Origin of the sequence: Micromonospora fulviviridis (assembly GCF_014648395.1) — a bacterium.
Lineage (GTDB): Bacteria > Actinomycetota > Actinomycetes > Mycobacteriales > Micromonosporaceae > Micromonospora > Micromonospora fulviviridis.
In genome coordinates, this window is record NZ_BMRA01000008.1 from 232102 (window position 1) to 236639 (window position 4538).

A 4538-nucleotide genomic window follows, 5' to 3' on the forward strand; every position below is an offset into this window, starting at 1 on the left:
GCAGCCTCGCCGAGGCGGCCGCCGCGCTGGCCGCCGCCGCCGGCACGGCGATGCGCCACCGGGCGGCCAGCGCCCGGCGGTGGACCGGCGCGGCACGGCGCGCCACCAGCGGGCTCGGCGCCGCGCTGCGGGCCGGCCGCAACCGCCGTCGCGAGCTGCTCGCCGGGCTGGACGCGGAGGCGCTGGTGCGGGCGTTGCCGCTGTGGGTGGGTACGGTCACCGACGTCGAGGACCTGCTGCCACCGGTGCCCGGGATGTTCGACCTGGTGGTGCTCGACGAGGCCGCGCACATCGACCAGCTACGGGCCGCGCCGGCGCTGGCCCGGGCGCGGCGCGCGCTGGTGGCCGGCGATCCCCGGCAGCTCCGGTTCGTGTCGTTCGTGGCCGACGTGGACGTGGCCGCCACCCTGCACCGGCAGGGTCTGGACCGGTTCGGCGACCGGCTCGACGTGCGCCGGTCGAGCGCCTTCGACGTGGCGACCGGCGCCGCCCCGGTCACCTGGCTGGGCGAGCACCACCGGTCCGTCCCGCACCTGATCCAGTTCTCCGCGCGCCGGTTCTACGGCGATCGGCTGGAGCTGGTCACCCGGCATCCGCGCAACGAGCGCGCCGACGTCATCGACGTGCTGACCGTCTCCGGGGCGACCGTGGTCGAGGGTGTCAACCAGGCCGAGGTCACCGCCGCCCTCGACCTCGTGCGGCGGCTCGCCGACGACCCGCCGGCGGGCGGGATCGCGGTGGTCAGCCCGTTCCGGGCGCAGGCGGACGCGCTGGAGGCCGCGCTGCTGGCCGCGTTCGACGTCGACGAGATCGAGCGCCTCGGCCTGCGGTCGGGCACCGTGCACGCGTTCCAGGGCAGCGAGGCGGACGTGGTGATCGCCTCGCTGGGCCTGGTCGACGGCGACCCGCCGTCGCGGCACCGGTTCGTGGCCGAGCCCAACCTGTTCAACGTGCTGGTCACCCGGGCCCGCGCGCGGCTGACCGTGGTCACCTCCCTGCGGTCGCCCGAGGGCCTGGTGGGCGACTACCTGGCCTACGCGGGCCGGCCGCCGGTCGCACCGGACGCGGAACCGGTGACGGGCTGGACCGCCGACCTGGCGGAGGAGCTGCGCCGGCTCGGGCTGCCGGTGCGGCCCGGGTACCCGGTGGGCCGCTGGCGGGTCGACCTCTGCGTGGGCACGGACGCGGAGGCGGTCGGGGTGGTCTGCGCGGTGCACTCGGAGGGGGTCGCGGCGCACCTGGAACGGCAGCGCACGCTGACCCGGGCCGGATGGCGGCTGCACGACGTGTTCGCCAGCCGCTGGGCGGACGACCCGATCCGGGCCGCCCTGGACCTGGCGTCCCGCATCAAGCCCGAAGGTTGACGAGAAGGGCTGGCACGCGCGGCGCTCAGGCGGCGAGCGACGCGTACCGGCCGGCGCGGTCGAGCAGGCTCTCGTGGGTGCCGGACTCGACGATCCGGCCGTGGTCGAGCACGGCGATCTGGTCGGCGTCGCGGACCGTGGAGAGGCGGTGCGCGATGGTGATCACGGTGCGTCCCCGGGCCAGTTCGTCGAAGGCCCGCTGCACCGCGCGCTCGGTCTCGGTGTCCAGCGCGCTGGTCGCCTCGTCCAGCACCAGGATCCGCGGGTCGCGCAGCAGCGTACGGGCGATGGCCAGGCGCTGCTTCTCGCCGCCGGAGAACCGGTGGCCGCGGGAGCCGACCACGGTGTCGTACCCGTCGGGCAGCGCGGCGATCAGATCGTGGATCTGCGCGGCGCGGGCGGCGGCCTCGATGTCGGCGTCGGTGGCGTCCGGGCGGGCGTACCGGAGGTTCTCCCGCACGGTGGCGTGCAGCAGGTAGGTCTCCTGGCTGACCACGCCCACGACGGCGGCCAGGTCGGCCAGGCGCACGTCGCGCAGGTCGACGCCGTCGATGGTGATCCGGCCGGCGTCGGGGTCGTGCAGCCGGCTGATCAGCGCGGCGAGGGTGCTCTTGCCGGAGCCGGTCTCCCCCACCAGGGCCAGGCTGCTGCCGGCGGGGACGTCCAGGCTCACGCCGGCCACGGCGGCGGTGTCGCTGCCCGGGTAGCTGAAGGTGACGTCGGAGAAGCGCAGGTGGCCGCGGACCCGGGCCGGGTCGAGGGGCACCGGCCGCGCCGGGTCGGCCACCTCGACGGGCAGGTCCAGGTATTCGAAGATCCGGGCGAACAGCGCCATCGAGGCGGTCAGCGAGACGCCGACGTTGAGCAGGCCCATGAGCGGCCGGAACAGGTTGCCCTGGAGGGCCGTGAAGGCGACCAGGGTGCCGATGGTGAGCGTGCCGGCGGTGCCGGGCAGGCCGGCGCCGAGGTAGATGACGGCCGGGATGGCCGCGAAGATCACCGTCATCGAGGCCATCCGCCAGCGGCCGGCCAGCTCCGAGCGGAGTTCCAGGTCGACGAGGCGGGCCGAGGAGGCGGTGAACCGGTCGACCAGGGTGGCGCCGGCCCCGAGGGTCTTGGCCAGCTGCACCCCGCTGATCGACAGCCCCTCCTCGATGGTGACGTTGAGGTCGGCCAGCTCGCGCTGGCGGCGGGCGGTGATCTCCCGGCGCAGCCGGGCCACCCGCCGGGTCAGCCAGATGGCGGGCGGCAGCACGACCGCCGAGACGAGGGTGAGCCGCCAGCTCAGCGCGACCATGGCGATGACCGTGGCGACCACGGTGGTGAGGTTGGCGGCGATCGAGGTGGCCGTGGAGGTGACCACGGCCTGCATGCCGCCGATGTCGTTGGTGATCCGCGACTGCACCTCGCCGGTGCGGGTGCGGACGAAGAAGCCGATCGACTGGCGCTGGAGGTGGCTGAATACGTCGGTGCGCAGCCGGTGCATGACCTCCTGGCCCACCCGGGTGGAGATCCAGGTCTGCGCCACGCCGAGCACGGCGGTCACGGCGGCCACCCCGACCATGCCCGCGACCAGCCAGGCCAGCAGGGTCAGGTCGCGCTCCGGGAGGGCCCGGTCGATCACGGTACGCAGCAGGAACGGCGACGCCATCGCGATCACGGACGACGCCACGATGATCGCCACCACGGCGGCCAGCGGGCGGCGGTGGGCGGCGAAGAGGCCACCGATCCGGCGCAGCGACACCTGGCGGGCCTGCGTCTTCTCGGCGGCGGTCACGCTGGTCCGGCCGCCACCGCGGCCGTCACGGAATCCGTCCAAGGGGGTGCTCTCTCTCGTCGGGGACATTGCTGAGGTTACCTCATCATGAGGGAACAACAGCATGTGCTGCTACCGTATTCCGGTGACCGGCAGCGACGACGAGGAGAGCCTGGCCGAGACGTTCTGGGCGGTGGCCCGACGGCTGCGCCACCAGTCCAAGCGCACCCTCGAACCCTGGGAGATCAACCCGGGGCACGCCCGGGCGCTCGCCGTGCTCATGCGGCACGGCGCGGTCCGGCTCAGCGTGCTCGCCGAGCACCTGCGCATCGCGCCCCGCTCGGCCACCGAGGTGGTCGACGGCCTGGCCGAGCGCGGGCTGGTCGAGCGGCAACCCGACCCCGTGGACCGGCGGGCCACCCTGGTGGCGCTCACCGGCGAGGGCGAACGGGTCGGCGAGGCCATCCGGGTGGCCCGGGCCGCCGAGGCCGAACGCTTCTTCGGCGCCCTCGACCCGGCGGACCGGGCCGAGCTGACCCGGATCCTGCGCCGGCTCCGCGACGACTGACCGGCATCCCCGTCCCGGCGCGCGGCGGCAGCCAGCGCACGGAGGCGGCGGTCACGGGCCCGGCCAGCGCGCCGGTCACCCGCCAGGCCAGCGGCGACTGCCCTGCGGCAGCGGTCAGCGCAGGCCGGCGGCGATGGCGTCGACGAGCAGCGCGCCGATGGTGCGGGCCAGGGTGGCCCGGGCCGCCGCCACGTCGAGGCCCATGGCGTCGCGCATCATGGCCCACGCCGCCCACGTGCAGGCCACGGTCAGCGCGTCCAGCAACTGCTCGCGTCCCGGGCCGGCGTGCGCCAGCTCCTGGTCGAAGACCAGCTCGATCTCGTGGCGGACCCGGACGATGGCCGCCTCGCGGTTGCGGCGCAGCTGCGGCGAGAACGGCTCCCGCAGCGCCGAGGCGCGCGCCGAGGGCGCCAGCACCTCCAGCATCTCGGCCCGCTGGTCGCAGAACTCGGCGATCCGCCGGGTGAGCGGCAGCTCCGGCGGGATCGGCTGCCAGAGCGCGTCCAGCCGCTCGCCGACCAGCCGCCCGGTCGCGGCGAACAGGGTCTCCATGTCCTTGAAGTTGGTCCACAGGGTGCGCAGCGACACCCCGGCGCGCTCGGCGATCCGCTCCCCGGTGGGCCGCAGGTCGCCCGCGTCGATGAGCGCCAGATGCGCCTCGACGATGGCGGCGCGGGTCCGCTCGGCCCGTGCCGACCGGCCGTCGACCCGCGCCGGCGCGTCGGCGTCCACCTCGATCATGCGACTGCCCCCTGTGCGTGGCTCCTGGCCGGCGCGACCCGCCCGCCCCGGTGGCGTCGCGCCGGAATGCGCAACTCTACGTGCGCGCCGCCGGGCGGGCGTCACCCCG

At 75.4% G+C, this 4538-nt stretch carries 4 protein-coding genes; 2 read left to right on the plus strand and 2 right to left on the minus strand.

The window, feature by feature from the left end; genetic code table 11:
- Positions 1–254 precede the first annotated feature (254 nt).
- On the plus strand, positions 255–1364 hold the full coding sequence (locus tag IEY96_RS32815) for an AAA domain-containing protein (RefSeq protein WP_229791803.1): 1110 nt from the start codon (positions 255–257) through the stop codon (positions 1362–1364).
- 25 nt (positions 1365–1389) lie between these two features.
- Here IEY96_RS32815 and IEY96_RS22190 read toward each other — a convergent pair whose 3' ends face one another.
- Positions 1390–3183: an ABC transporter ATP-binding protein gene (locus IEY96_RS22190; protein ID WP_189196726.1), complete on the minus strand. Its 1794-nt coding sequence runs from the start codon at positions 3181–3183 to the stop codon at positions 1390–1392.
- Positions 3184–3265: 82 nt separating this feature from the next.
- Here IEY96_RS22190 and IEY96_RS22195 point away from each other — a divergent pair, with 82 nt between their 5' ends.
- Positions 3266–3688 (plus strand): MarR family winged helix-turn-helix transcriptional regulator, encoded by a 423-nt coding sequence (locus IEY96_RS22195; protein WP_229791791.1) that lies wholly within the window; start codon positions 3266–3268, stop codon positions 3686–3688.
- 114 nt (positions 3689–3802) lie between these two features.
- On the opposite strand, the gene IEY96_RS22200 is transcribed toward IEY96_RS22195, so the two are convergent.
- Entirely contained in the window at positions 3803–4429 is a 627-nt protein-coding gene (locus tag IEY96_RS22200) for a TetR/AcrR family transcriptional regulator (protein ID WP_189196728.1), read from the minus strand.
- Between the last annotated feature and the right edge of the window lie 109 nt (positions 4430–4538).